The sequence below is a fragment of the Streptomyces sp. NBC_00028 genome, from assembly GCF_045041065.1.
In the GTDB taxonomy this organism is placed as follows: Bacteria; Actinomycetota; Actinomycetes; order Streptomycetales; family Streptomycetaceae; genus Streptomyces.
Genome location: NZ_CP108293.1, coordinates 5,891,068 through 5,916,527, shown reverse-complemented (window position 1 = coordinate 5,916,527; position 25,460 = coordinate 5,891,068). Strand labels below are relative to the sequence as shown.

Here is a 25,460-nt window from a genome sequence, read left to right as displayed (position 1 = left end):
AGATTGATGGGTGGTACGCGCACTGCCCCGCCCCTGAGCAGGGACGGGGCAGTGTGAAGAGACGGTTACGCGGTCACTTCGCGCCGAAAGCGATCGCCAGGTACTCCTTCTCACCCGAACTGCTGCCGAAATCGCTCGCGTAGACCTCCGACATGAACAGCCGGCCGTCGTGGTAGATGAGTTCGGAGGAGTCGGGGAGCATGCTCGTCTCCACGTCGCGGACCGCCTCCGTCGCCGGGTTCTCCAGGAGCTTGGTCTCCTTGAAGGTGCCGCCGTCGATGCTGACGATCTGGCCGCCCTTGTCGTACGGCGGACGCTTGTACGCGATCAGGTTGCCGCCGTCCATGCGCAGCGGACTGATCGTGTAGCCGTCGCCGGCGTCCGCGCGCTGGCCGGTCTGCTTCCCCGTGGCCAGGTCGAAGGCGATGATCTCGTTGGTCCGGCTGTAGTCGCTGCCGGTGCCCTGGTGCTCCTCCGTCGGCACGTACACCCGGTCGTTGCCGACGGCGATCTGGAAGCAGTACTCGGGCCGGTAGATGCCGTCGCAGCGGGCCGCGTACTCGTCGCCCGGCAGGGCGATACGGGTCCGCAGCTTGCCGGTCTTGTTGTCGATGGAGAAGACGTCGGAGATGCCGCTGGCGGCCGCGTCCTCCCCGACCTCGGCGGCGACGACCAGCGGGTCGGTGGAGACCACGCTCGCGTACTCGATGCCCTGCGACATCTTGTACTCGGAGATCACCTTCCCGGACGCCGGGTCGATGGTCTGGATGTGCAGCTGGCGCTCGCCGTACTCACCGCACTTGCGGACCGCGACCAGCTTGGCGCCGCCGGCGTAACCCGCGTCGTAGCAGCTGTCGGTCGGCTTCGGGGTCCACAGGGACTTGCCGGTGGTGATGTCCCAGGCGGCGCCGCCGCTGGTGGAGCCGGTGGCGACGGTGTTCGCGCTGACGGTGACGTTGTCCCAGGGGATCAGCCGGTCACCGGCGTTGGCGGTCTTCGTCCACAGCTTCGTGCCCGCGTCGAGGTCGATCGCCGCGACCTGGCTGCACCCGGCCGTCGGCTTCTCCTTGGTCGGCATCGCGGGCTCGTAGGCGATGGCCGTCAGATGCTTGTCGGTCATCTGGCGGCTGGCCTGGCACACCGGGCCGGGCAGCTTGATCGTCCACTTCTCGGTGCCCTTGTCGGGGTCGTAGCCGACGATCTCGGCGATGCCGCTCTTGGCGTACACCGTGTCGGTCAGCCAGGAGCCGTTGACGGTGTAGGTGGTGTCGACCTTGACCTCGGGCTGCGGGACCTGGAAGAGGACGGAGGCGGCGGTGTTCGCCGGGACCTTCTCGTCGCCCTTGCTGCTGGTGCCGCCGGTGCCGCCCTTCTCGTCGCCGCCGCCACCGGTGCCGCCGCTGCTGCCCGCGGTGTCCTTCTTGCCGTCGTCACCGGAGGAACTGGCGTACCAGAGGCCGCCGCCGACGATCAGCGCGATCGCGACGACCGCCGCGACGATGATCGTCAGCTGCGAGTTGAACTTCCGCCCGCCGGTCGGCGGCCCGGGCTGCGGCTGCATCGGCATGGTCGGCTGCTGGTAGCCGTAACCGGGCTGCTGACCGTAGGTGTTCGGCTGCGGCTGGCCGTAGACACCCGGCTGCTGGCCGTAGGTGTCGGGCTGCGGCTGGCCGTACGGGTTCGGCGCCGGGGTGGGCGGCTGGCCGTACGGCTGCTGCGGCTGCGGCGGTTGCGGGTAGCCGTAGCCCGGACCGACCGGGGGCGTCGGCGGTCCCTGCGGGGGCGCGGGCGGCGGTGTCTGCGGAGCCTGCGGGTATCCGTAGCCGGGCTGCGGGGGCGGGGGTGTCTGGGGTGCGCCGAAACCGGGCTGCTGCGGGGGCTGGTCCTGCGGGGCGCCGAAGCCGGGCTGCTGCGCGGGCGGCGGCTGCTGCGGGGGCTGGTCCTGGGGCGGGCCGAAGCCTCCCCCGGGCGGGGGCTGGTTCGGCGGGGGCGGCGGCTGGGTCATGACGGAGTACCTCGGGAAGCGGGGACGGAAGCGGACGAAGGCGCAAGGGCTGCCCGTCGTGGCGGGCGGGACGCGCTACTTGCCGTAGGCGAGCATCAACTTCTCCTGCGCGTCGTCGTCGCCGTTCAGCCGGGTGGTCGAGAGATAGAAGCGTCCGCCCGCCCAGTCGATGGCCTTGGAGTAGAAGCCGTTCTCGACCTCGGCGGCGGACGCCGGGTTCTGGAGCAGCTTCGCCGGCTTGTGGTCCGAGCCGGTCGTCGCGATGGACACGACCTGGCCGCCCGCGTCGTACGACGGCTCGACGTACGCGATGAGCTTGCCGTTCTCGATCTTCAGCGGCAGCATCGACTCGTCCGCGGGGGACTTGACGCGCCACTTCTCCTTGCCGGTGGAGAGGTTGATCGCCACGATCTCGTTCGCGCCGGTCGTCGCCTTGGTCGGCAGGTAGAGCGTGTCGGCGTCGGCGGCCGTGCCGGTGCAGCCCGTCAGGTCACGGGCGAAGATCGCCCAGTCGCAGGCGGGATCGAAGTCCTCGTCGAAGCCGACCTGGGAGCGGAACTTGCCGCCCGAGGTGAACGTGGAGATGTTCCAGGCGTTCTTGTCCTCGTTGGTGCTGTAGATGACGAGCGGGTCGATGGAGTAGGCGCGGGCGACCCGCCAGCCCTTGTCGAACTTCTGGGTCCACCTGACCTTGCCGGTCGTCGGGTCCAGCTCCTGCACCTCGTCGTGCTCGTTCGCCCCGGAGGCGTCGCAGGAGGAGACGGCGATCAGCTTGGAGCCGCCGGCGAACGCGCTCGGGAAGCAGGCGTCGCCGTACTTCTTCTTGTCGAACAGCTTCTTGCCGGTCGTGACGTCGAGGGCGGTGCCGGACATCGAGCGGCCCACCATCAGCGTCTTGCCGGTGATGGTCAGCTCGATCTGGAGCGTGGAGTCGAACAGTTCGCCGTCGGCGACCTCCCCGGTCCAGCCCTTGGCGCCGGTGTCGAGGTCGATCTCCTGGAGCTTGTTGCATTCCGCGCGGTCGCTGCTGCCGCTCATGTAGGCGACGACGATCTTGTTGGCGGCGGTCTTCTGCGGGGTGACCGAGCAGATCTTCTGGTCGAAGGTGATCGGGTCCCAGGCGGGGTTGCCGTCACTGACGTTGTAGCCGAAGAGCTGCTTGTACGCCGCCTTCACCGCGGTCTTGTCGGTGATCCACATGCCGGGGGCGTCGGCCCCTGAACCGGGGGCGTCCGGCGCGGTCTTGTACCAGAGCACCTTCGATTCGCCCGTCTGGCGGCCCTCGTTGAGGTCCTCCTGGCCCTTGCCGCCGCCCCCGTCGCCGTCACCGGGGTTGACCGGGTCGTCGGACGCGGAGGGCTTGGGGCTGCCGCTCTCCTCGGCGACCGGCTTCTTCGGGTCGTCGTCCCCGGCGGCGACGGCCCACACCGTGCCGCCGACGACGAGGAGTCCGGCGACCGCCGCGGCGATGACGAGGGCCGGCTTGCCCTTGAAGGGGTTGCGCGAGCCGGAGGAGCCGGGCGGGGTGCCGGGGCCGCCGGGGTACTGCGGCTGGGGCGGGTAGCCGTATCCGGGCTGGCCGTACGGACCCGGCTGCTGGGGCTGGCCGTACGGGCCGGGCTGGGCGTAGGGGCCCGGCTGCTGCTGCGGCTGGCCGTAGGGACCGGGCTGCTGCGGCGGCTGGCCGTACGGGCCGGGCTGGTCGACCTTCTGGGGGTAGCCGTAACCGGGCTGCGGCGGGCCCTGCGGAGGCGGCGGGGTCTGCGGCGGCCCCGCGGGCGGCGGCGGTGCGCCGAAACCACCCTGCGGCGGCGGGTCCTGCGGTGCTCCAAAACCGGGCGGCTGGGTCATCAGCGCGCTCCCCCTCGTTCACTGATTTTTAGCCACGCCCTGAGGTACGTAACGGCTCAGAGTCGTACTCAGAAAGTTCTCAGACGGCTCTTTCTATCACTCGGGACTGACAGGGACCCGGGCCGATCACCCCCTGTACCCAAGGGAGGACCGGCCCGTGATGCCACTGTTATGCGCCTTCACGCGCCCTTCACGCGGCGCGCGCGCCGCCCACCAGCGCCGCCGCGCCCGCCCTCACGCGTCCTCGGCGAGTTCCAGCCAGCGCAGCTCCAGTTCGTCGCGCTCGCCGGCCAAGTCACGCAGCTCCGCGTCGAGTTCGGCCACCTTCGCGAAGTCTGTCGCGTTCTCGGCGATATGGGCGTGCAGCTTGGTCTCCCTCTCGGAGAGCTTGTCGAGCTGCCGCTCGATCTTCTGGAGTTCCTTCTTGGCGGCACGCTGGTCGGCGGCGCTCTTCTCCGGGGCGGCCTTCTGCACGACCGGCGCGGAGGCCGCCGCGGCCTGCTCCATCTTGTGGCGGCGCTCGATGTACTCGTCGATACCGCGCGGCAGCATCCTGAGGGTGGCGTCGCCGAGGAGCGCGAAGACACGGTCGGTCGTGCGCTCGACGAAGAACCGGTCGTGGGAGATGACGATCATCGAGCCGGGCCAGCCGTCGAGGAGGTCCTCCAGCTGGGTCAGGGTCTCGATGTCGAGGTCGTTGGTGGGCTCGTCGAGGAAGAGGACGTTGGGCTCGTCCATCAGCAGCCGCAGCAGCTGGAGCCTGCGCCGCTCGCCGCCGGACAGGTCGCCGACCGGCGTCCACTGCTTCTCCTTGGAGAAGCCGAACGTCTCGCACAGCTGCCCGGCGGTCATCTCGCGGCCCTTGCCGAGGTCGACGCGGTCGCGCACCTGCTGGACGGCCTCCAGGACGCGCAGAGCGGGGTTGAGCTCGGCGACCTCCTGGGAGAGGTAGGCCAGCTTGACCGTCTTGCCGACGACGACCCGGCCGCCGGCCGGCTGGGTCTCGCCCTCGGTGCGGGCGGCCTGGGCCATGGCCCGCAGCAGCGAGGTCTTGCCGGCGCCGTTGACGCCGACGAGGCCGACGCGGTCACCCGGGCCGAGCTGCCAGGTGACGTGCTTGAGCAGCACCTTGGGCCCGGCCTGGACGGTCACGTCCTCCAGGTCGAAGACCGTCTTGCCGAGCCGCGAGGAGGCGAACTTCATCAGCTCGCTGGTGTCGCGCGGCGGCGGCACGTCCTTGATGAGCTCGTTGGCGGCCTCGACCCTGAAGCGGGGCTTCGACGTACGGGCGGGGGCGCCGCGGCGCAGCCAGGCCAGCTCCTTGCGGACCAGGTTCTGCCGCTTGGTCTCCTCGGTCGCCGCGATGCGCTCGCGCTCGGCGCGGGCGAAGACGTAGTCGGAGTAGCCGCCCTCGTACTCGTAGACGTCGCCCTTCTGCACGTCCCACATGCGGGTGCAGACCTGGTCGAGGAACCAGCGGTCGTGGGTGACGCAGACGAGCGCGGAGCGGCGCTCGCGCAGATGCTGGGCGAGCCAGGAGATGCCCTCGACGTCGAGGTGGTTGGTCGGCTCGTCGAGGACGATCAGGTCCTGTTCCTCGATGAGCAGCTTGGCGAGCGCGATCCGGCGGCGCTCGCCACCGGAGAGCGGGCCGATGACGGTGTCGAGGCCCTGCGGGAAGCCCGGCAGGTCGAGCCCGCCGAACAGGCCCGTCAGTACGTCCCGGATCTTGGCGTTGCCGGCCCACTCGTGGTCGGCCAGGTCCCGGATGACCTCGTGGCGGACGGTCGCCGTCGAGTCGAGGGAGTCGTGCTGGGTGAGGACGCCGATGCGCAGTCCGCCGGAGTGCGTGACCCGGCCGGTGTCGGCCTCCTCCTGCTTGGCCAGCATCCGGATCAGGGTGGTCTTGCCGTCACCGTTGCGGCCCACGACACCGATCCGATCGCCCTCGGAGACGCCGAGCGAGACGCCGTCCAGCAGGGCACGGGTGCCGTACACCTTGCTGACGTTCTCGACATTGACCAGGTTGACGGCCATTTCTCTCCTGACGAGGGGGATCGATCAGCCTCCCAGCCTAGTGCGCGCCGTTCGCTCGCCGATCCCCCCGCAGGTCTGCGCAGGTCAGCGTCCTGCGGCCGCCCTGACCTCGTCGAGCAGGTCGTACATCGTCTGTCCCGGGCAGTCGGTCTGGAGCCAGTCACGGTGGCCGCTGACGGTGGTCGCGTCCTTGGTGACGCCGTTGACCGGGTTGGTGTACGTGATCCTCGCCTGCGGGTCGAGGCCCTTGAAGCGGGCGATGACCTTGATCAGGCGGGTCAGCGAGGCCTTCGCCGCGTCCGTCGGGCCCTGCTCGGTGAGGGTGCCGAGCAATGCGATGCCGAGGTTGCCGGAGTTGTAGCCGGCGGTGTGGAAGGCGGTGACGACGTTGCCGTCCGGGTCGAAGGCGGGGACGCCGTCGTCGCCGGAGTAGCGGCCCTCGTAGACGACACCGGCCTCGTCGATCAGGAAGTGGTAGCCGATGTCGCCCCAGTCGAGGGTGACCGCGTGGTACTCGTAGATCGCCCGGACGGTCGCGGCGGGGTCGGCGTCGCCGTTCGGGGTGTCCGTGTGGTGGACGGTGATCGCCTGCAACGCGTAGTACTTCTCCGGCGAGTTGACCACGCCGTCCTTGTACCGCTTCGCCTCGTCCGCACCCCACGCCGGACGCGAGAGGTAACGCACGCCGCGCACGCGCGTGGGCTCCGAGGGCACCTCGACGGTGCGCCGGGGGCCGTCGGTGGTGTCGATCGCGAGCGAGCGCACGTCCGTGGTGCCGTCCGCGGCTTTGAGGTCGTACGACGTGACAGGCGCCGTCGCGACCAGGGCCGCCCCGCCCTCCTCGACGGTCGCGCAGCCGCCGCCCAGCGTCTTCCAGTCGCCGTCGGGGAGGCGCAGGGAGGCCGCGGGGCCGTTCCAGCGGACGCCGACATAGGAGGCGGCGAAGGCGGTGGTGGCCGTGCCGGTGCCGGTGGTGGCGTCGGAGCGGGTCGCCGGGAACTTCTCGGGGGTGGTGCCGGTGTCGGTCGTACCGGAGTCGGAGTCGCTGTCGGTCGCCGCGAAGACCACCGGGGTCAGGGCGGCCCCGGCGGCGACGGCTCCGGCGGCCCCGATCACGCCACGGCGTGACAGGGACCGCTTGCGGCGGTGGGCGGGGGTGGGGGGTTGTTCGGACACGGACGTGCCTTGCCTTCCAGGGGGGCCACTTGAAGTATCAAGTGACCCTAGAGGCCCCTGCTTTCCCTCACGTACCGCGTTCGCGGTAATCGGTGTGGAGATAGCGCGAAGACATGGTCACGCCCCGGCGCCGCCGACCCCCTGCTGGGGGAAGCGTCAGTTTCCGGCCACCACGGTGGCGCCCGACACGGGCCCCGACGCGACGCGCACGGAACGGCACGTACCGGACGCGCGCAGCGCCTCGGCCACCTTCGCGGCGGACTCCGGGTCGCGCACGAGGAACGCCGTCGTCGGCCCCGACCCCGACACCAGGGCTGCCAGCGCACCGGCGCCGCTGCCGGTCGCGAGGGTGTCGGCGAGCTCCGGGAAGAGGGAGAGGGCGGCGGGCTGGAGGTCGTTGGAGACGGCGGCGGCGAGCGCCTCGGGGTCGCCCGCGGCGAGCGCGTCGAGCAGCGCCTCGGAGGCGACGGGCTCGGGCACCTCCACGTGCTCGGTCAGCCGGTCGAACTGCCGGAACACGGCCGGGGTGGACAGCCCGCGCTCCGCCATCGCGAAGACCCAGTGGAAGGTCCCGCCGACTTCGAGGACCGTGAGCTTCTCCCCGCGGCCGACGCCGAGCGCCGCCCCGCCGACCAGGCTGAACGGCACGTCGCTGCCCAACTCGGCGCAGATGTCCAGGAGTTCCTCACGGGAGGCGTTCGTGCCCCACAGCGCGTCGCAGGCGAGCAGCGCGCCCGCGCCGTCGGCGCTCCCGCCCGCCATGCCGCCGGCGACGGGGATGTCCTTGGCGATGTGCAGGTGGACGGCGGGCTCGATGCCCCGGCGTTCGGCGAGGATCAGCGCGGCCCGCGCCGCGAGGTTCGTCCGGTCGAGGGGGACCAGGGCGGCGTCCGGGCCCTCGCAGGTGACCCTGAGCTCGTCGGCGGGGGTGACCGTCACCTCGTCGAAGAGCCCGACGGCGAGGAAGACGTTGGCGAGGTCGTGGAACCCGTCGGCGCGGGCGGCACCCACGGCGAGCTGGACGTTGACCTTGGCGGGAACGCGGACGGTGACGCTCACTGCTGCTCCTGCTCCACCTTGTTCTCGGCGATCCGCGCGAACTCCTCCACGGTGAGCGCCTCCCCGCGCGCCTGCGGGGAGACCCCGGCGGCGACGAGCGCGGCCTCGGCGGCGGCCGCGGACCCGGCCCAGCCGGCGAGGGCGGCCCGCAGGGTCTTGCGGCGCTGCGCGAACGCGGCGTCCACGACGGCGAAGACCTCACGCTTGGAGGCGCTGGTCTTGATCGGCTCCGCCCGCCGCACCAGCGACACGAGCCCGCTGTCGACGTTGGGCGCCGGCCAGAAGACGTTGCGCCCGATGGAACCGGCGCGCTTGACCTCGGCGTACCAGTTGGCCTTGACGGACGGCACCCCGTACACCCGGGAGCCGGGCCCGGCGGCGAGCCGGTCGGCGACCTCCGCCTGCACCATGACGAGGGTGCGCTCGATGCTCGGGAAGGTGTCGAGCATGTGCAGCAGCACGGGCACGGCGACGTTGTACGGCAGGTTCGCGACCAGCGCGGTCGGGGGCGGCCCCGGCAGCTCGGCGACCTGCATGGCGTCGGAGTGCACCAGCGCGAACCGCTCGGCCCGCGTCGGCATGCGCGCGGCGATGGTGGCGGGCAGGGCCGAGGCGAGTACGTCGTCGATCTCGACGGCCGTGACGCGCTCGGCGGCCTCCAGCAGCGCGAGCGTGAGCGACCCGAGTCCCGGCCCGACCTCCACGACCACGTCGTCCGGCCGTACGCCCGCGGTACGGACGATCCGGCGGACCGTGTTCGCGTCGATGACGAAGTTCTGTCCGCGCTGCTTGGTCGGCCGCACACCGAGCACATCCGCGAGCTCACGGATGTCGGCGGGACCGAGGAGGGCGTCGGGGGTGGGGCTGCTGGTCACGGGACAAGGGTACGGGGGCGACTCGGCTCAGCTGTCCGCCGCCATGGCTGCGAGGGGTGCCACCCGCCCAGCCCCAGCCCCACCCCGCTCAGCCGTGCAGCCGACGCCCACAATGCGGCCACGGACTCGCCCCCCGCCGCACGTACAGCTTCTTCGCCCGCAACGTCTGCTCCGCCGCCGACGCGTCCTGCGGGCGTCCGCTCCCGCCCAGCGACTGCCAGGTCTGCGTGTCGAACTGGTACAGGCCGCCGTACGTACCCGACGGGTCCACCGCGCCGGGCCGCCCGCCGGACTCGCACGCCGCGAGCCCCTGCCAGTTCAGCCCGTCCGCCCCCTGCACCGACGTCGGCATGGGCTTCGTCCCCACCTTCACCACCTGGGCCCGCGGCTCGCGCACCACCTCGGTCCTGATCCGCCGCGGCTTCTGCCGGACCCCGTTGACGATGCGCAGGGAGTAGGTGACCCGCCGCAGCCCTTCCCGTCCGGCCTGCTCGACGACCTCCGTGCCCTTGAACTGCGTGGGGTCAGCACTCCGCTCCACGCGGAACGGGATCGACTCCTCGCGGACCTCCTTGGTGCCGGTGATCCGCAGCACGGTCACCGTCTGCCCGTCGCGCGGGAAGCTCCCCGGCGCGACCGACGTGGTGTCCTGCCCGCGCAGCGTGATGCCGGCCTCCTCGACGACCTCGCGGACGGTCGCCGCGTTGGTGCGGACGGTCCGTGACCGTCCGTCGGCCATGACGGTGACCGCGCGCTCGGTGCGCACGTCCAGCGTGAGCCCCCCGCGCCCGATGCGCTGGGAGCGCGCGGCCGACAGATACGCGCCCTCGGCACGCACCCCCAGCTGTCTGAGCGCCCCCTCCACCGTGTGCGCCGTGGTCCACACTTCGTGTCGCTGCCCGTCGATGGTGAGCCGTACGGGGCGCCCGTAATGCACCGCGATCTCGTCGCCGCTGCTGAGCGCCGTCCCGGGGGCGGGCGCGACCACGTCGTGCGCCCCCACCTCGACGCCCTCCTCGGCGAGCAGCTCGGTGACGTCGTCCGCGAAGGTGTGCAGGGTGCGCGGCTTGCCGTCGACATTCAGCTCGATGGCCTTGTCCTTGGCGACGAAGGCGGTGGTCCCGCCCGCGAGGAACGCGACGACCAGCGCCTGCGGCAGCAGCCGTCGCATGGTGTTGTCCACGCGCTCGGGACCCCGCGGCTTCCGCCGACGCGCGGCCCGCCGACCCGCTCCGGGGCGCGCGACGGGCTCGGACGCTGGCGTGGGTACGCCGGGCAGGTCGTAGGCGGGCCGGTACGTGTCCTCGTACGCCACCGGCATCGGCGGCGTAGGCGTCGGCGCCATCTGCACGCCGTAGGCCAGCGTCTCCGCGTTGTGCGGGTCGTAGGCCGCGCCGTACGGCTCGCACGTCTGGTACTGGGAGTTGCTCACGCCGACACGCTCCAGGGTCCAGAGAGAGACAGAACCTAGCGGAGCGGCCGTCACTCTCCAAAGCGACGCGAGTACGCAGCGTGGTGTTCAGTAGCCGAACGCGCGTGCCGTGTTGACGGCGACGGCCGTGGCCAGGGCGTCCTCGTCGATCCCGCGCACCGCCGCCATCGCGCGCACCGTGACCGGAATCAGGTAGGGCGCGTTGGGCCGTCCGCGGTACGGCACCGGCGTCAGGAAGGGCGCGTCGGTCTCCACCAGGAGCAGGTCGAGCGGGGCCACCGCCACCGCGTCCCGCAGGTTCTGGGCGTTCTTGAAGGTGACGTTGCCGGCGAAGGACATGAAGTAGCCCTCGCGGGCGCACACCTCGGCCATCTCCGCGTCCCCGGAGTAGCAGTGGAACACCGTCCGCTCCGGTGCGCCCTCCTCCTTCAGCACGCGCAGGACGTCCTCGTGGGCGTCGCGGTCGTGGATGACGAGGGCCTTGCCGTGCCGTTTGGCGATCTCGATGTGGGCGCGGAAGGAGCGCTCCTGCGCCTCCTTGCCCTCGGGCCCGGTGCGGAAGTAGTCGAGGCCGGTCTCGCCGACGCCCTTCACCTGGGGGAGGGCGGCGAGGCGGTCGATCTCGGCGAGCGCCTCGTCGAGCGCGTGCGCTCCCCCCGGCTGCCGGGCACCCTGCCGGGACCAGCCGTCGGGGTCGCCGTGCACGATGCGCGGCGCCTCGTTGGGGTGCAGGGCGACGGTCGCGTGGACGCTCTCGAAGGCGGCGGCCGTCTTGGCGGCCCACCGCGAGCCCTTGAGGTCGCAGCCGACCTGCACCACCGTGGTCACGCCCACCGCCGCGGCCTTCGCGAGCGCCTCCTCCACCGTCCCGGACTGCATGTCCAGGTGGGTGTGGGAGTCGGCCACGGGCACCCGGAGGGGCTCCGGGAGCGGCGGCGCCGCGTTCTTGTCGGAGGCGGCGGAGGAGTTCGAAGGCATGCCCCGATCCTACGAAAGGGGCATGCCCACCCGGACCGGCGGAGCTCAGCTCGCCTTGCGGTGGTGGAACGGGTGCAGGAGATCGGACAGCTGCCAGTGGTGGCGCTCCTTGCCCTGCGCGGGCACCTCCGGCACCTCCACGGGGCCGGCCTGCGGGGTGCGGTGCTCATGACGGTGCACCGCGTCGAGCACCGAGGAGACCTGGCCCGGCCGCATGATGCGCACGACGTGGCCGTCGCAGTTCTGGCAGGTGGGCCGGGACAGCGGCGACGGCACGACCTGCTGGTCGGCGACGTAGATGACGAACTCATGGCCGTCGGCGTCGGTGTGGTGCTCTATCTCGTACGACTGTTCCCAGCCGTGCCCGCAGCGCATGCAGGCGAAGGAGTACGACTCGTGGACGACGGCGGTGGCGCCACTGCGCAGTGCGGCGGTCTGCCCTGCGATCTCGCTCATGCCAGCTCCTCTGGTCCGCTGGACACCGGGACGGGTGCGTCCCTTCGACCAGTGGACGCTTCCGCCGCCGCGAATGCATCAGCCCTGTCGACTGTTGGATCCGATTTGGACCTTCCTTGCCAAAACGGCCCTGCCGACGGGGGCTGGGCTTTGCCTTCGGCCGTCGCCCTTTGCCTGCGCGTGGGGCGCGCGCTCAGAGGAGAAGCGCCCTGCTCAGGGGCGCTTTTACGCCCCCTTCACAGACGTCGCTACGCCCCCGCGTTCTTCGCCGCCACGACCGCGTCGAAGACCTCCCGCTTGGGCAGCCCCGCCTCGACCGCAACCGCCGCGATCGCCTCCTTGCGGCGCTCGCCGGCCTCCTCCCGCACGCGCACCCGGCGCACGAGCTCCTCGGCGCTCACGTCCTGCGCGCCCCTCTCGGGCGCCCCCTCCACGACGACGGTGATCTCCCCGCGCACGCCCTCCGCCGCCCACGCCGCGAGCTCCCCGAGCGGACCGCGCTTGACCTCCTCGTACGTCTTGGTCAGCTCGCGGCAGACGGCCGCCCGCCGCTCCTCGCCGAAGACGGAGGCCATCGCGGCGAGGGTGTCGTCGAGCCGGTGCGGAGCCTCGAAGTAGACGAGGGTGCGCCGCTCCTCGGCGACCTCCCGCAGCCGCGACAGCCGCTCCCCCGCCTTCCGGGGCAGGAACCCCTCGAAGCAGAACCGGTCGACGGGCAGCCCGGACAGCGCGAGCGCGGTCAGCACGGCGGACGGGCCCGGCACCGCGGTCACCCGGACGTCCTTCTCGACGCAGGCGGCGACGAGCCGGTAGCCGGGGTCCGACACCGACGGCATGCCGGCGTCCGTCACCAGCAGCACACGCGCGCCGCCGACGAGTTCCTCGACCAGCTCGGGCGTACGAGCCGCCTCGTTGCCCTCGAAGTACGACACGACACGCCCCTTGGGGGTGACGCCGAGCGCCTGGGTGAGGCGCCGCAGCCGTCGGGTGTCCTCGGCGGCGATCACGTCCGCACCGGCGAGTTCCTCGGCCAGCCGGGGCGGGGCGTCCGCGATGTCACCGATGGGGGTGCCTGCCAAAACAAGGGTTCCTGTCACGTTTCCATCCTCGCAGGGCCCATCCACGGGACTCCCACAGACGTGTTCCCTACGATGGCGCGGTGACCAGTACAGCGTCGTCCATGGACTCCACGGACACCCGGCAGGACCAGGCGCCGCAGGACCAGCGGCCTTCGTGGCAGCAGCGACTGCGGCGTTTCGGCTACTCGGCCGGGCCCCACAGCGATGTCCGGGACCGGTTGGTGCCGCCGTACGCGCGGCCCAACCCGCGCATGTGGGCGGCGCTGGGACTGCCGAAGACGCTGGTCGACCGGCTCGTGCGCTGGTCCGGCTGGGGCGGTCCGCTGCTCGTCACGCTGTTCGCGGGCGTGATCCGGTTCTGGCACCTGGGCAGCCCCAAGGCGGTGATATTCGACGAGACGTACTACGCCAAGGACGCGTGGGCGATCGTCCATCGCGGCTTCGAGGTGTCCTGGGACAAGAACGCCAACGACGTCATCCTCGACATCGGCAGCAAGGTGACGATCCCGACGGACGCGTCGTACGTCGTGCATCCGCCGGTCGGCAAGTACGTCATCGGGCTCGGCGAGCTGGTGTTCGGCTTCGACCCGTTCGGCTGGCGGTTCATGACGGCGCTGCTCGGCACGCTGTCGGTGCTGATGCTGTGCCGGATCGGCCGCCGGATCTTCCGCTCGACGTTCCTCGGCTGTCTCGCGGGCGCGCTGATGGCGGTGGACGGGCTGGCGTTCGTGATGGCCCGCACCTCGCTGCTCGACGGTGTGCTGATGTTCTTCGTGCTGGCCGCGTTCGGCTGCCTGGTCGTCGACCGGGACAAGGCGCGCGAGAAACTCGCCGCCGCGCTGCCGGTCGACGCGGACGGCCGGGTCCGCCCGGACCGGCACACCGCGGAGACCACCCGCTTCGGCTGGCGCCCCTGGCGCTGGCTGGCGGGCCTGATGCTGGGCCTGGCCATCGGCACCAAGTGGAACGGCCTGTACATCATGGCCGCGTTCTGTGTGATGGCCGTGCTGTGGGACGTCGGCTCGCGCAAGGTCGCCGGCGCCCGCCACCCGTACACGGCCGTCCTCAAGCGCGACCTCGGCATCACCTTCCTGGCCACCGTCCCGGTCGCGATCGCCACGTACCTGCTGTCCTGGCTCGGCTGGATCCTCTCCCCGACCGACGGCACCGGCGGCTACTACCGCAACTGGGCCGTGACCGACGGCAAGGACAGCAACTGGTCCTGGCTGTTCCCGGACTGGTGGCGCAGCCTGTGGCACTACGAGCACCAGGTCTACGAGTTCCATGTCGGCCTCAGCTCCCCGCACACCTACCAGTCCAACCCGTGGAGCTGGATCGTCGACGGCCGCCCGGTGTCGTACTTCTACGAGTCCCCGGCGGCCGGCAAGGACGGCTGCCCGGTCGACGCGACGGAGAAGTGCGCGCGCGAGGTCCTCGCGATCGGCACCCCGCTGCTGTGGTGGGCGGCGGCCTTCGCCGTGCTGTACGTGCTGTGGCGCTGGTTCTTCCGCCGGGACTGGCGCGCGGGCGCCATCGCCTGCGGTATCGCGGCCGGTTATCTGCCCTGGTTCATGTACCAGGAGCGGACGATCTTCTTCTTCTACGCCGTCGTCTTCCTGCCCTTCCTGTGCCTGGCCGTGGCGATGATGATCGGTGCGATCGTCGGACCGCCCGGGGCGAGTGACACCCGGCGGGTGGCGGGGGCGACCGGGGCGGGCGTTCTGGTGCTGCTGATCGCCTGGAACTTCATCTACTTCTGGCCCCTGTACACCGGAACCGCCATCCCGATCGATGACTGGCGTTCACGGATGTGGCTGGATACCTGGGTCTAGTCAACAACTCGGCCACAAAGGGAAACACCCCTCACGGTTTTCACTCGGCCCACTTAGGGTGCGGAGGACTGATAACGGGGAGGGGTTCAGTTCCATGAACAAGGGGGTCAAGGTCACCATCATCGGCAGTGTGTTCGCCGTGATGGTGGGCGGTGCCGGGTACGGCGCGTTCAACATCGTGTCCGCGCTGAACGGCGACGGGGGTTCCGGCACCGAGGTCAAGACCGGGCCGCCCGACGCCGACGAGGTCAAGGAGACATCGCAGAAGTTCTTCGCCGACTGGGAGAAGGGTTCGGCGGCGGCCGCGGCCCAGTTCACCGACAACAACGCGGCGGCGCAGACCCTGCTGACGTCGTACGCCGAGGACGCGCACATCACCGGCGTGAGGATCACGCCCGGCACCGCCCAGGGGACCACGGTGCCGTTCACGGTGAAGGCGAAGGTGTCGTACGAGGGCAAGTCCGCACCGCTGTCGTACAAGAGCTCGCTGAAGGTCGTGCGCGGGATCACCACCGGCAGGGCGCTGGTCGACTGGAAGCCGTCCGTGGTCCACCCGGAGCTGCGCTCCGACCAGGACAGCCTCGTCACCGGCTCGTCCGCCACGCCGCCCATCGAGGCCGTGGACCGCGACGGCAAGGTGCTGACGAAGGACAAGTACCCCTCCCTCGGCCCGATCCTGGACGCGCTGCGCGAGAAGTACGGCGCCAAGGCGGGCGGTTCGCCGGGCGTCGAGCTGTACGTACGCCACGAGGCCGACGGCGCTCCCGACACCTCGCTGCTGACGCTCTCCAAGGGCAGGGCGGGCAAGCTCCAGACCACGATCAGCGCGGGCGCGCAGGCCGCCGCCGAGAAGGCGGTGACCCAGTACGACAACTCCTCGGTGGTCGCGGTCAAGCCGAGCACCGGCGAGGTGCTGGCGGTCGCCAACCACCGCGACGACGGCTTCAACGCGGCCTTCGAGGGCAAGGTCGCCCCGGGTTCCACCTGGAAGATCGTCACCTCGGCGATGCTCATCGACAACGGCGTGACCTCGATGAACGGCCCGGCGCCCTGTCCGCCCGACGCGGTGTGGCAGGGGCAGACCTTCCACAACCTCAAGAACATGCAGCCCAACGAGAGCGCCACGCTCGCCAACAGTTTCATGCGGTCCTGCAACACCGCCTTCATCAAGCTGATCGACGAGAAGCCGCTGACCGACGACTCGTTGACGGCCGAGGCGCAGAACAAGTTCGGGCTCGGGCGCGACAACTGGAAGACCGGCATCACCTCCCAGGACGGCAGCGTCCCGGCCGTCAGTGGCCCCGACCGCGCGGCGGGCGCCATCGGCCAGGGCCAGGTCACCATGAACCCGCTGAACATGGCGTCGGTGACGGCCACCGCCATCACCGGCGCCTTCCGCCAGCCGTACCTGGTCTCGCCGAAGCTGGACGGCCGCGAGCTGGCCACCGCCGAGGGGCTGCGGTCGAGCACGGTCGTCCAGCTGAAGCAGATGATGCGGATGACGGCCACGCAGGCGCCGGGCACCGCGACGGGCATCATGCAGGGGCTGGCCGGGGACGACATCGGCGCGAAGACCGGCTCGGCGGAGGTCGACGGGAACGCCACCTCGAACAGCTGGTTCACCGGCTTCCGCAATGATGTGGCGGCGGCCGCCATGACCGAGCAGGGTGGCCACGGTGTCGACGCGGCCGGCCCGATCGTGCGGGCCGTCCTGGTGGCGGGAGACTGAACTCACCCGCTCAGGACGGGACTCCAGGGTGGTCGCCGTCGTTGACGTGGTGGACGAGGGCACGGGAACCCCGGTGATTTCACGGAGGAACGAAGGCTGTGGGCAAGAGAAGGCGCGTCGCCGAGCGACGTAGGACGCACCGTCCCGCCGTGATCGGCGGGATGGTCGCCGTGGTCGTCGGCGGCGCCGGCTTCGCCGGGTACGTGCTGTACAGCGGCGGCGCGGCGGCCGAGGACCGTACGTCCTCGGCGGCCTCCGCCGAGAAGCCGAAGGTGAAGACGGGCCCGCTGTCCGCGACCGAGGTCACCACCGCGGCGCGCACGTTCCTCACGTCCTGGCAGCAGGCCGACGTCGCCGAAGCCGCCGCCGTCACCAGCGACACCGAGGCCGCCACGAAGCTCCTCACCGGCTACACCAAGGACGCCCACCTCAAGGACGTCACCCTTACCCCCGGCACCCCGACCGGCGCCAAGGTGCCCTTCGCGGTGAAGGCCACGGTGGCGTACAAGGGCACCTCCAAGCCGCTGTCGTACGACAGTTCGCTCACCGTCGTCCGGAACACCACCACCGGCAAGCCCCAGGTCGACTGGCACTCCGCGGTCGTCCACCCGGATCTGAAGGACGGCGACACGCTCGTCACCGGCGAGTCCGGGACCCCGCCGGTCAAGGCCATGGACCGCGACGGCGGGGAGATCACCACCGAGAAGTACCCGTCGCTGGGCTCGGTGCTCGACGGGCTGCGCGAGAAGTACGGCAAGAAGGCCGGCGGCAAGGCGGGCGTCGAACTCCAGGTCGTGCGCGGCAAGGAGTCGAAGAAGGCCAAGCTGTCCGACAAGACCCTGCTGGAGCTGAGCAAGGGCACGCCGGGGACCGTGAAGACGACGCTCAGCCCGGGCCTCCAGGCGGCGGCCGAGGCACAGGTCGCGAAGCGGGCGCAGTCGTCCGTGGTGGTGCTGCGGCCCTCGACCGGCGAGATCCTCGCCGTCGCGAACGCCAACAAGGGCTTCAACGTGGCCTTCCAGGGCTCCCTGGCCCCGGGCTCGACGATGAAGGTCGTCACGTCCTCGCTGCTCATCGAGAAGGGGCTGGCGTCGGCCGACAAGGCGCATCCGTGCCCGAAGTACTTCACGTACGGCGGCTGGAAGTTCCAGAACGACGACAAGTTCTCCATCAAGGGCGGCACCTTCAAGGCGAGCTTCGCCCGCTCCTGCAACACCGCCTTCATCAGCCAGGCGCCGAAGCTGGAGAACGACTCGCTGACCCAGCAGGCCCAGCAGGTCTTCGGGCTGTCCATGAACAACTGGGCGGTCGGCGTGCCCACCTTCGACGGCTCGGTGCCGGTGCAGTCGCAGGCCCAGATGGCGGCCTCGCTGATCGGTCAGGGCGCGGTGCGGATGAACCCGCTGAACATGGCGTCGGTGTCGGCGACCGTGGAGTCCGGCGTCTTCCGGCAGCCCTACCTGGTCTCCCCCGACGTGGACGGCCGCACGCTCGCGAAGGCCTCGCGCACGATGTCCTCGGGCACGCTCTCCCAGCTGCGCGAGCTGATGGCGTACACGGCGGCCTACGGCACGGCGGCGGAGGCGATGCAGGGCGTCTACGGCAACGTCGGCGCGAAGACCGGCTCGGCCGAGGTCGACGGCCAGAAGAAGCCCAACGGCTGGTTCACCGCGTACCGCGGCGACCTCGCCGCCGCCGGTGTCGTCCAGGCGGGCGGGCACGGCGGGGACACGGCCGGGCCGATCGTGGCCGCGCTGCTGAAGAAGGGCAGCTAGCTGCTCACCGGAGTGGCCGTGTAGGTGCGGCGCAGGAACCTGAGCAGGGCCTTGGACTCGAACTGCACCACAGAGACGCCCTGGGTGGAGTGGAACTCGACCACAGCCTGCACCCGGCCGCACGGCCACACCCGTACGTCGCCCGCCTCGACCGGGGCCCGCAGGCCCTGTTCGAGGAGCGCCCGCTCGAAGGTCCACTCATGGGGACCCGGCAGGCCGACGCGTACCGCGCGCGGGTCGGCGTCGGGGTCGTAGCGCAGGACGACGGGGACCGCCTCGGGTTCCGCGACCGTGATGTCGGCGTCGGTGACGATATGGGCTCGCGCGTACTGCTCGACCACGGACATCGGCTCGGCCCCTTACGCTGAGTGACCTGTGCGGAAGCTGTGCGACCGCTTCCTCTCCAATGTCGCATATTTTCCGGGGCGCGCCCCCGGACGCCGGACATCGTCGGGCATCTCACACTGCGAAGCCGCGGCGAGACCCACAGCGAGCCCACAACCGGCTCGCTCTTGCAAGTTGTTCGCATTAAGTCGCATCATCTAACCGTGCATGTGCCTGATGGATTTATCGACGCCCCCGTATCCGCCGCGACCGGAGTGGTCGCCGCGGCCGCCGTAGCCGTGAGCCTGCGCGGTGCGCGCCGCGAGCTCGACGAGCGCACCGCGCCCCTGGCGGGCCTGGTGGCGGCGTTCATCTTCGCCGTGCAGATGCTCAACTTCCCCGTCGCCGCGGGCACCAGCGGCCACCTCCTGGGTGGCGCCCTCGCGGCGATCCTCGTCGGCCCCTACACCGGGGTCCTCTGTGTCTCCGTCGTCCTCCTCATGCAGGGCATCCTCTTCGCGGACGGCGGGCTGACCGCGCTCGGCGTGAACATCACGGACATGGCGGTGGTGACGACGGTCGTCGCGTACGCCGTCTTCCGCGCCCTGGTGAAGGTGCTGCCCCGTAAGCGCCGCTCGATCACCGTCGCCTCCTTCGCCGCCGCACTGCTCTCCGTCCCGGCCGCGGCCGTGGCCTTCACGCTGATCTACTGGGTCGGCGGCACCACCGACGTCTCCATCGGCAAGGTCACCACCGCGATGGTCGGCGTGCACGTGCTGATCGGCGTCGGCGAGGCCGCGATCACCGCGCTGACCGTCGGCGCCGTCGTCGCCGTCCGCCCGGACCTGGTCTACGGCGCCCGTGACCTGCGCCAGCGGCTCAAGCTGCGGGTGAACGGCGAACTCGTCGACGCGCCCGACCCGGTGGCCGTCCCCGTCGCCGCCCGCTCGCACCGCAGGGTGTGGCTGGCCGGCCTGGTCACCTCCCTCGTCCTCGCGGGCGGCGTCAGCTTCTACGCCTCCGCCAGCCCCGACGGCCTGGAGAAGGTCGCCGCCGACCAGGGCATCGACAAGAACACCGAGAAGCACGCCTCCGCCGACTCCCCCCTCGCCGACTACGGCGTCAAGGACGTCGACGACGCCCGGCTCTCCGGCGGTCTCGCGGGCGTGATCGGTGTCGGCGTCACGGTCGTCGCGGGCAGCACGGTGTTCTGGGCGGTGCGCAGGCGGCGTACGTCCAAGGACGTGACCCCGGTGAGCGCGGGCGTCTGAGATGGGTGCCGGACACGCGCACAAGCTCTACCGGCACGGGCACTCCCCCGTGCACGGTCTGCCGCCGCACACCAAACTCGCCGCGGTGTTCTGTTTCGTGGTGGTCGTCGTCTCCACCCCGCGCGAGGCGATGTGGGCCTTCGGGCTGTACGCCGTCCTGCTGGGCGTCGTCACGTACCTCGCGCGCGTGCCCGCCGGCTTCCTGCTCAAACGGCTGCTGATCGAGGTGCCGTTCGTCGCGTTCGCGGTGCTGATGCCGTTCGTCGCGGAGGGCGAGCGGGTCGAGGTGCTGGGCCTCTCGCTGAGCGTCAACGGCCTGTGGGGCGCCTGGAACGTGCTCGCCAAGGGCACGCTCGGCGTGGCGGCCTCGGTGCTGCTCGCCTCGACGACCGAGCTGCGCGAACTCCTGCTGGGGCTCCAGCGGCTGAAACTCCCGCCGCTGCTCGTGCAGATCGCCTCCTTCATGATCCGCTACGGCGATGTCATCACCGACGAGATGCGGCGCATGCGGATCGCGCGGGAGTCGCGCGGCTTCGAGGCACGGGGCGTGAAGCACTGGGGGGTGCTCGCCAAGTCGGCGGGCGCCCTGTTCATCAGGTCCTACGAGCGCGGCGAGCGCGTGCACCTCGCCATGGTGAGCCGGGGCTACGCCGGTTCGATGCCGGTCATCGACGAGGTGACCGCGTCCCGGGCGCAGTGGACGTACGCGTTCGCGCTGCCGGGTGCCGCCCTTGTCGTATGTCTGCTGGGATGGATGCTGTGACTGCTTCTCTGGAGGTCTCCGGCCTCGCCTTCGCCTATCCCGACGGGCATCAGGCCCTGTTCGGCGTGGACTTCTCCGTCGCGCGCGGGGAGCGGGTCGCGCTGCTCGGGCCGAACGGCGCCGGCAAGACGACCCTCGTGCTCCATCTCAACGGCATCCTGTCCGGCGGCACCGGCAGCGTGCACGTCGCCGGACTGCCCGTCGGCAAACGGCACATGGCGGAGATCCGGCGCCGGGTCGGGATCGTCTTCCAGGACCCGGACGACCAGCTGTTCATGCCGACCGTGCGCGAGGACGTCGCGTTCGGACCGGCGGCCGCCGGTGTGAAGGGCGCGGAACTGGAGGCGCGCGTGGACCGTGCGCTGGCGCGCGTCGGCATGGCGGAGTTCAAGGACCGCCCGCCGCACCACCTCTCCTTCGGCCAGCGCCGCCGCGTGGCCGTCGCCACCGTGCTCGCCATGGAACCGGAGATCCTCGTCCTCGACGAGCCGTCCTCCAACCTCGACCCCGCCTCCCGGCGCGAACTCGCCGACATCCTGCGCTCCCTGGACGTCACGGTCCTCATGGTCACGCACGACCTCCCGTACGCCCTGGAGCTGTGCCCGCGCTCCCTCGTCCTCAGCGAGGGCGTCATCGCGGCCGACGGCAAGACGTCCGAGCTGCTCTCCGACGACGACCTGATGCGCGCCCACCGCCTGGAGCTGCCGTTCGGCTTCGATCCGCGTTCGGTGTCCGCCGGGTCGGACCGTCCGTGACAATGGGCGCGTGACGAACGAGGACCCCACGGCGGTCGACGGCTCCCTGCTCCTCGACGAGCAGCTGTGTTTCGCGCTGTACGCCGCCCAGCGCGCCGTGACGGCCGCGTACCGCCCGCTGCTGGAGGAACTCGGTCTCACCTACCCGCAGTACCTGGTGCTGCTCGTGCTCTGGGAGCGCGGCGAGACGACGGTCAAGGAGCTGGCGGCGGCGCTGCGGCTCGACTACGGCACGGTGTCGCCGTTGCTCAAGCGGCTGGAGAGCGCGGGAGTGGTGCGCCGGGAGCGCGCGGCCCACGACGAGCGCTCGGTGCTCGTCGCGTGCACGGGGCGCGGGGAGGAACTGCGGGAGCGCGCGGCCCGCGTGCCCGGCGCGCTTCTGTCGGCGACGGGGCTCGACACCGCGGGCGTCGCGAGGCTGCGCGAGGAGTTGTGGGAGCTCGCGGAGAAGGCGCACTCGGCGGCCGAGCGCCCCCGCTGAGCTCCTGTTACCCGCGGTTGCCACCCCCTGGTCATGCAACACTCACCTACCGGCCAGTACCTTGTGCACGATGTTCTTGTGCGCACCTGTTCTGGGGGGAGCCAGCCATGACCGCCACAAATGAGGAAACCGCGACCACCGTCGACACCCGCCCGACGAAGATCATGTACGTCGCCGAGGCCACCGCCCACGGCGGCCGGGACGGGTACGTCACCAGCCAGGACGGCCAGATCGCGCTGAAGGTCGCGATGCCTCCGGCGCTGGGCGGCGACGGCAACGGCACGAACCCGGAGCAGCTGTTCGCGGCGGGCTTCAGCGCCTGCTTCCACAACGCGCTGGTGCTGGTGGGCCGCCGGGCCGGGTTCGACCTGACCGGTTCCACGGTCGCCGCGAAGGTCGGCATCGGCCCCAACGCGCAGCGCGGCTACGGTCTGGCGGTCGCCCTCAGCGTCTCGCTCCCCGTGCTCGACCAGACCGTCGCGAGCCAGCTGGTGGACGCCGCCCATGAGGTGTGCCCGTACTCCAACGCGACCCGCGGGAACATCGACGTGACGATCCTGCTTGGCTAGAGGAGAGACGAGCAGCGCGAACAGGAGTGCGGACGTGGACGTGAACGGCACGGTCGAAGCGGGCTTCGAGCCGGTCAGGGACGCGTTCGTCCGCAACTTCGAGCAGCTCGGCGACCGGGGCGCCGCCGTCACCGTGTACCGGGACGGACGCAGGGTCGTCGACCTGTGGGCCGGCACCAAGGACGTCGACGGCGGCGAACCGTGGCAGCGCGGCACCGCCCAGATCGTCCGCTCGGCGACCAAGGGCGTCGCCGCCGCCGTACCCCTGATGCTGGCCGAGCACGGACAGCTCGACCTGGACGCGCCGGTCGGCGAGTACTGGCCGGAGTTCAAGGCGCACGGCAAGGAGCGGGTGCTGGTCCGACACGTACTCAACCACCGGGCCGGGCTGCCGGTCCTCGACCACCCGATCACCCCCGAGCAGGCCCTGGACCCACTGGCGGGCCCGGCGGCCGTGGCCGCGCAGACACCCGTGTGGGAGCCCGGCACGGACCACGGGTATCACGCGCTGACGTACGGCTGGCTGCTGGACGAGCTGGTGCGACGGGTGACGGGCCGCGGCACCGGCGAGTGGATCGCCGAGCGGATCGCCGGGCCGCTCGGGGCGGACCTGTGGCTGGGACTGCCGGAGACGGAGGCGCACCGGGCCGGGCGCGTGGGCCGGGTCGACGCCCCGGAGGCCGCCGCCGCGCTGCGGATGCGGCCGAGGCGCTCCGTCACCGAGGCCTACAAGGATCCCGGCTCCCTCACCAACCGCGCCTTCGGCGCGATCACCCCCTTCCCCGACCAGAACGACCCTACCTACCGGGCGAGCGCCCTGCCCGCGACCAACGGGATCGCCACGGCCGACGGTCTGGCCCGCTTCTACGCGGCGACGATCGGCGAGGTGGACGGCGTCCGGCTGCTGTCCCCGGCCACCGTGGAGCGGGCGCGTGCCGAGGAGTCCGCCGGGCCCGACCGGGTCCTGGTGGTCAACACCCGTTTCGGCCTCGGCTACATGCTGCACGGCAGCGCGGCCCCGTTCCTCGGCCCGGGCTCCTTCGGCCACCCCGGCCGCGGCGGCTCGCTCGGCTTCGCCGACCCCGAGTCCGGCATCGCCTTCGGCTATGTGACCAACGGCCTGCGCAAGACGGTCACGGCGGATCCTCGGGCGCAGGCGCTGGTGCGGGCGGTACGGGCAGCCGTATAGCCGGCTACACGTGGATCGGGTGGGACGTCCGCCCGGACGCCGCGTCGATCTCGCCGTGCGCCTTGGTCAGCAACCGCATGGCGAGCTCGTTGAGTGCGCGGGCACCGGCGATCTCCTCGCCGACCCGCGGCTGATTCGAGTCGGTGTGGTGGCGGCTGGCCTGGCCGTGGGCCCGTACCTCGCTGCCGTCGGGCAGCCGGACCATCGCCACCGCGCGCGTGTGCTCGCTGTCCTCCATGAACTCCATCTCGACGTGCCATCCCACAGTGGTGTGCATCATGACGATCACCTCCGGAAGAACTCCTTCCAGAGTGCTACCGGAGAGGCGACCGCGACCAGTCGTCCGAAGCCGGCTGGTCACTGCTCGGGCTCCGCGTACTCCTCCGGCCGCGGCGCGGGCGCCGTCGGCCTGGTGCGCGCGGGCCGGCTCATCGCGGCCACCCGCGCGGCCAGCGTCGCCCGGAACCCGCCCACCTGCCGTACCAGCTCCCGCCGTTGCCGCCGCTGATACCGGTACGCGAACTCCCGTGTGCCGAGCGCGAGCAGTACGCCGATCAGCACCACCACCGCCAGCGTCACGTACCGCCGGACCGTCCCCTCCCCGGCGTCGGCGAAGGCCAGCCCCGACGCGACCGCCAGCGCCGCGATCAGCGCCAGCCACAGCACATACCCGGCGAGGACCCAGGGATGGTCCTGCCGCAGCCACTCCCCGCGCGTGCGCCCCGCCTCGTCCGCGACCCGTCCGACGGCCGCGCCGATGTCGACGAGCTCCCACTCCGCCTTCTCCCGCTGCTCGCGTGAGAGGGGGGCGGTCATCCGGTCGAGGCGGAGGTGGAGCCGGGCCACCGCGCGGCGCAGTTCGGCCCGGTCGACCCGCTCGGGCAGCCGGTGCGGCCAGCGGGCCCACAGGTCGTCGTCGCGGCGGCGCAACCGGATGTCGGTCGCCGCCGCCCTGGCCACCGCGACACCCAGGACCAGCAGCAGGACCAGCGCCTGCACCATGCCCAGGTCGCCGCGGACCGCGCCGTACACCCCGACCAGGACGAGCCCGACCCCGACCGGCCAGGTCTTGCGGATGTACGTCCGGTGCCGGACCGCGTGCAGCTCACGCTCCAGGTCGTCGACGGACCGCCGTACGACCCGCACGGCGGCGACCGCGACCAGCGGCGCGCACAGCAGCAGACAGCACATCAGGGCGGCGGTCAGGGTGTACGGCAGCACGCCGGTGCCGACCCAGTCGTCGTCCTGCGGCAGCGCGGGCACGCCGACCAGGACGGCCGCGGCGAGAAGCGCGGTCAGCGCCCCGAGCCACCGCCCGGGCCGCACCCCGCGCTCCTCGGGCGCCGGGACCGGCTGCCACTCGGCGCGCACGCTCCCCTCCAGCGCGGCGATCACCACGGCGAGGTCGGCGCTCCAGTGCGCCTCGCGCAGCCGGGGCGCGTTGAGGCCGGCGAGCGCCCGGAGCGAGTCGGGCAGTTCGGCGGCGGTGGGCATCTCGGCCCCGTCGAGCAGCACCGGCAGGACGAACTTCCCGCCCGCCAGCGCCCATTCGATCTCCCGCCGGACCCAGTCGTCCTCGTCCCCGAGCCGCCGGGCCCCGGACGGATGCCGCGCGTCCGCCCAGCCGGGGTGGAGCACGGCGACCAGCGCGTCGCAGTCGCCGACCCGCTCCGCCAGCGCGTCCGCGAACCGCTGACCGGGCAGCAGGGACGGCCGGTCCAGGAACACCTGCCCGCGGCCGAAGTGCCCCGCGAGCGCCGCGTCGAGATCGTCGACGACACCGGAGTGCCCGCCCCTGCGGTAGTTGATGAAGACACCGCTCAT

Annotated in this window: 22 protein-coding genes; 9 read left to right on the top strand and 13 right to left on the bottom strand. The window is 71.5% G+C overall.

Going from position 1 to position 25,460, the window contains the following annotated elements; genetic code table 11:
* Window positions 1-73: 73 nt before the first annotated feature.
* The 10 genes from OG885_RS26605 to rsmI form a co-directional block, all read right to left on the bottom strand.
* Window positions 74-2,005: a PQQ-binding-like beta-propeller repeat protein gene (locus tag OG885_RS26605; protein WP_405735835.1), complete on the bottom strand. Its 1,932-nt coding sequence runs from the start codon at window positions 2,003-2,005 to the stop codon at window positions 74-76.
* A gap of 75 nt (window positions 2,006-2,080) precedes the next feature.
* Window positions 2,081-3,856 (bottom strand): PQQ-binding-like beta-propeller repeat protein, encoded by a 1,776-nt coding sequence (locus OG885_RS26600; protein ID WP_405735832.1) that lies wholly within the window; start codon window positions 3,854-3,856, stop codon window positions 2,081-2,083.
* Between the two features lie 234 nt (window positions 3,857-4,090).
* On the bottom strand, window positions 4,091-5,893 hold the full coding sequence (locus tag OG885_RS26595) for an ABC-F family ATP-binding cassette domain-containing protein (RefSeq protein WP_405735829.1): 1,803 nt from the start codon (window positions 5,891-5,893) through the stop codon (window positions 4,091-4,093).
* A gap of 84 nt (window positions 5,894-5,977) precedes the next feature.
* Window positions 5,978-7,069: a peptidoglycan recognition family protein gene (locus tag OG885_RS26590; protein ID WP_405735826.1), complete on the bottom strand. Its 1,092-nt coding sequence runs from the start codon at window positions 7,067-7,069 to the stop codon at window positions 5,978-5,980.
* A gap of 156 nt (window positions 7,070-7,225) precedes the next feature.
* The gene (locus OG885_RS26585; protein ID WP_405735824.1) at window positions 7,226-8,128 is read right to left on the bottom strand and encodes a 4-(cytidine 5'-diphospho)-2-C-methyl-D-erythritol kinase; all 903 of its coding nucleotides are present in this window, start codon (window positions 8,126-8,128) and stop codon (window positions 7,226-7,228) included.
* Window positions 8,125-9,003 carry a 16S rRNA (adenine(1518)-N(6)/adenine(1519)-N(6))-dimethyltransferase RsmA gene (gene rsmA, locus OG885_RS26580; protein WP_405735821.1) on the bottom strand — a complete coding sequence of 293 codons (879 nt, stop codon included), beginning with the start codon at window positions 9,001-9,003 and terminating at the stop codon, window positions 8,125-8,127. The genes OG885_RS26585 and rsmA overlap by 4 nt, the downstream gene beginning before the upstream one ends.
* Window positions 9,004-9,091: 88 nt before the next feature.
* Window positions 9,092-10,435 (bottom strand): ubiquitin-like domain-containing protein, encoded by a 1,344-nt coding sequence (locus OG885_RS26575; RefSeq protein ID WP_405735818.1) that lies wholly within the window; start codon window positions 10,433-10,435, stop codon window positions 9,092-9,094.
* An 87-nt stretch (window positions 10,436-10,522) separates the two neighbouring features.
* Entirely contained in the window at window positions 10,523-11,413 is an 891-nt protein-coding gene (locus tag OG885_RS26570) for a TatD family hydrolase (RefSeq protein ID WP_405735816.1), read from the bottom strand.
* A gap of 45 nt (window positions 11,414-11,458) precedes the next feature.
* Window positions 11,459-11,869 carry a hypothetical protein gene (locus tag OG885_RS26565; protein ID WP_405735813.1) on the bottom strand — a complete coding sequence of 137 codons (411 nt, stop codon included), beginning with the start codon at window positions 11,867-11,869 and terminating at the stop codon, window positions 11,459-11,461.
* Between the two features lie 248 nt (window positions 11,870-12,117).
* The gene (gene rsmI / locus OG885_RS26560) at window positions 12,118-12,966 is read right to left on the bottom strand and encodes a 16S rRNA (cytidine(1402)-2'-O)-methyltransferase (RefSeq protein WP_194081069.1); all 849 of its coding nucleotides are present in this window, start codon (window positions 12,964-12,966) and stop codon (window positions 12,118-12,120) included.
* Between the two features lie 62 nt (window positions 12,967-13,028).
* Here rsmI and OG885_RS26555 point away from each other — a divergent pair, with 62 nt between their 5' ends.
* The 3 genes from OG885_RS26555 to OG885_RS26545 all read left to right on the top strand — a co-directional run bounded on the left by OG885_RS26555 (window position 13,029) and on the right by OG885_RS26545 (window position 18,284).
* On the top strand, window positions 13,029-14,780 hold the full coding sequence (locus OG885_RS26555) for a dolichyl-phosphate-mannose--protein mannosyltransferase (RefSeq protein ID WP_405735810.1): 1,752 nt from the start codon (window positions 13,029-13,031) through the stop codon (window positions 14,778-14,780).
* A 94-nt stretch (window positions 14,781-14,874) separates the two neighbouring features.
* Window positions 14,875-16,509, top strand: a complete 1,635-nt coding sequence (locus tag OG885_RS26550; RefSeq protein ID WP_405735808.1) for a penicillin-binding transpeptidase domain-containing protein — start codon at window positions 14,875-14,877, stop codon at window positions 16,507-16,509.
* A gap of 98 nt (window positions 16,510-16,607) precedes the next feature.
* On the top strand, window positions 16,608-18,284 hold the full coding sequence (locus tag OG885_RS26545) for a penicillin-binding transpeptidase domain-containing protein (RefSeq protein WP_405735806.1): 1,677 nt from the start codon (window positions 16,608-16,610) through the stop codon (window positions 18,282-18,284).
* Here OG885_RS26545 and OG885_RS26540 read toward each other — a convergent pair.
* Window positions 18,281-18,631 carry an SsgA family sporulation/cell division regulator gene (locus OG885_RS26540; protein WP_097265205.1) on the bottom strand — a complete coding sequence of 117 codons (351 nt, stop codon included), beginning with the start codon at window positions 18,629-18,631 and terminating at the stop codon, window positions 18,281-18,283. The genes OG885_RS26545 and OG885_RS26540 overlap by 4 nt on opposite strands.
* A 201-nt stretch (window positions 18,632-18,832) precedes the next feature.
* Here OG885_RS26540 and OG885_RS26535 point away from each other — a divergent pair, with 201 nt between their 5' ends.
* From OG885_RS26535 to OG885_RS26510, 6 genes are all read left to right on the top strand, one after another.
* A complete protein-coding gene (locus OG885_RS26535; protein ID WP_405735803.1) occupies window positions 18,833-19,879 on the top strand; it encodes an energy-coupling factor ABC transporter permease in 1,047 nt (348 codons plus the stop codon).
* A 1-nt stretch (window position 19,880) separates the two neighbouring features.
* Window positions 19,881-20,642 carry a cobalt ECF transporter T component CbiQ gene (gene cbiQ / locus OG885_RS26530; RefSeq protein ID WP_405735800.1) on the top strand — a complete coding sequence of 254 codons (762 nt, stop codon included), beginning with the start codon at window positions 19,881-19,883 and terminating at the stop codon, window positions 20,640-20,642.
* The gene (locus OG885_RS26525; RefSeq protein WP_405735797.1) at window positions 20,630-21,397 is read left to right on the top strand and encodes an energy-coupling factor ABC transporter ATP-binding protein; all 768 of its coding nucleotides are present in this window, start codon (window positions 20,630-20,632) and stop codon (window positions 21,395-21,397) included. Before cbiQ ends, OG885_RS26525 begins: the two co-directional genes overlap by 13 nt.
* Window positions 21,398-21,407: 10 nt before the next feature.
* Window positions 21,408-21,878 carry a MarR family winged helix-turn-helix transcriptional regulator gene (locus OG885_RS26520; RefSeq protein ID WP_405735795.1) on the top strand — a complete coding sequence of 157 codons (471 nt, stop codon included), beginning with the start codon at window positions 21,408-21,410 and terminating at the stop codon, window positions 21,876-21,878.
* A gap of 107 nt (window positions 21,879-21,985) precedes the next feature.
* The gene (locus OG885_RS26515; protein WP_405735793.1) at window positions 21,986-22,447 is read left to right on the top strand and encodes an organic hydroperoxide resistance protein; all 462 of its coding nucleotides are present in this window, start codon (window positions 21,986-21,988) and stop codon (window positions 22,445-22,447) included.
* Window positions 22,448-22,481: 34 nt separating this feature from the next.
* Complete coding sequence (locus OG885_RS26510; protein ID WP_405735790.1) at window positions 22,482-23,636, top strand: serine hydrolase domain-containing protein; 1,155 nt, start codon at window positions 22,482-22,484, stop codon at window positions 23,634-23,636.
* 4 nt (window positions 23,637-23,640) lie between these two features.
* Here OG885_RS26510 and OG885_RS26505 read toward each other — a convergent pair whose 3' ends face one another.
* On the bottom strand, window positions 23,641-23,916 hold the full coding sequence (locus tag OG885_RS26505; RefSeq protein ID WP_399961121.1) for a DUF1876 domain-containing protein: 276 nt from the start codon (window positions 23,914-23,916) through the stop codon (window positions 23,641-23,643).
* 77 nt (window positions 23,917-23,993) lie between these two features.
* Window positions 23,994-25,460 carry a toll/interleukin-1 receptor domain-containing protein gene (locus OG885_RS26500; protein WP_405735787.1) on the bottom strand — a complete coding sequence of 489 codons (1,467 nt, stop codon included), beginning with the start codon at window positions 25,458-25,460 and terminating at the stop codon, window positions 23,994-23,996.